This window comes from Bartonella sp. AC62GZZY, from assembly GCF_042196525.1.
In the GTDB taxonomy this organism is placed as follows: domain Bacteria; phylum Pseudomonadota; class Alphaproteobacteria; order Rhizobiales; family Rhizobiaceae; genus Bartonella.
The window spans coordinates 1-917 of sequence record NZ_JBHIQN010000062.1 but is presented as its reverse complement, the minus strand read 5'-3'; the positions used below and the strand labels follow the sequence as shown (position 1 = coordinate 917).

1 protein-coding gene and 1 pseudogene are annotated in these 917 nt (G+C 42.1%); both read left to right on the top strand.

Going from position 1 to position 917, the window contains the following annotated elements; genetic code table 11:
* Positions 1-417: pseudogene (locus tag ACFIML_RS09150) on the top strand (hypothetical protein); the annotation flags it as partial.
* Complete coding sequence (locus tag ACFIML_RS09145; RefSeq protein WP_375688017.1) at positions 338-787, top strand: hypothetical protein; 450 nt, start codon at positions 338-340, stop codon at positions 785-787. The pseudogene ACFIML_RS09150 and the gene ACFIML_RS09145, both read left to right, overlap by 80 nt.
* The last annotated feature ends 130 nt before the right edge of the window (positions 788-917 follow it).

Below are 917 nucleotides of genomic sequence, written 5' to 3'. Positions count from 1 at the left end.
TTGCCTCCAGAGCGCGTGAAAGTCGAAATCGCAAAATTTCGAGATTATTGGCGTTCAAAAGCCGGAGCAAATGCAACCAAAACCGATTGGCAAGCAACGTGGAGAAACTGGGTGCGAAAGGCAGTTGATGATTTAGAAAAAACGAAAAACACGAACAACAATGGTGGAAACAATGGAAACTTTTCAAAAGATCAAAGAACTCGTGGTAGTACCGGAGAGACAATCCGTAATCTTATCGGTGCAACACAGCTTAGTGACGCCTCTACAAGATACCGTGCAACAGATAGAGCAATGTGTAACTCTGGAGTTCCCATGGACTTTGAGAAATGGCATTCAATTGACAGCAACCCTAGAGAAACAAGCTTTAGAAGCTTATCAGACTGTTCAAAACTTACTTACCGTGAAAGCGTCTGTTGAAGACATAGCAGAGGCTCTTGATGTACTTGAAGGTGGTTTGACAATGCAAAAAGTTTCGAATGTAGAAGCGCGTGCAAAGGCTTATATCGCAGCTCTTAACGGCATTTCACTCTGGTCTTTGTTGCAAGCTGTTAAAAATCTTATCCGTGGTGAGGCAAAAGGTATGTCAACAACCTTTGTCCCCTCATGTGCTGATCTAGCGCAGTATTGTCGTGATTTAGAAAGCGGGCTTTATGGTGTTGCTGAGAGAGTTTTTACAGCAGTTGAAAATACGCGTAACCTAGCCTTAGGAGGCAAGCGCATTTCATTCATGAGAATAGGCAAGCCTAGTGAAGAGTGTCATGACAGTAGCAATTCAAAAGCGGCTTAAAACAGCAAACTAGTGAAAAGTGCTGATCATTTTACGATTAGGCATGTGTTTAAATCGATAAAAAGGTACCGTACAAAGCGATTTAAAGATTTTATGATGAAAACCACACCAGCAACACAAAACGCTCTGT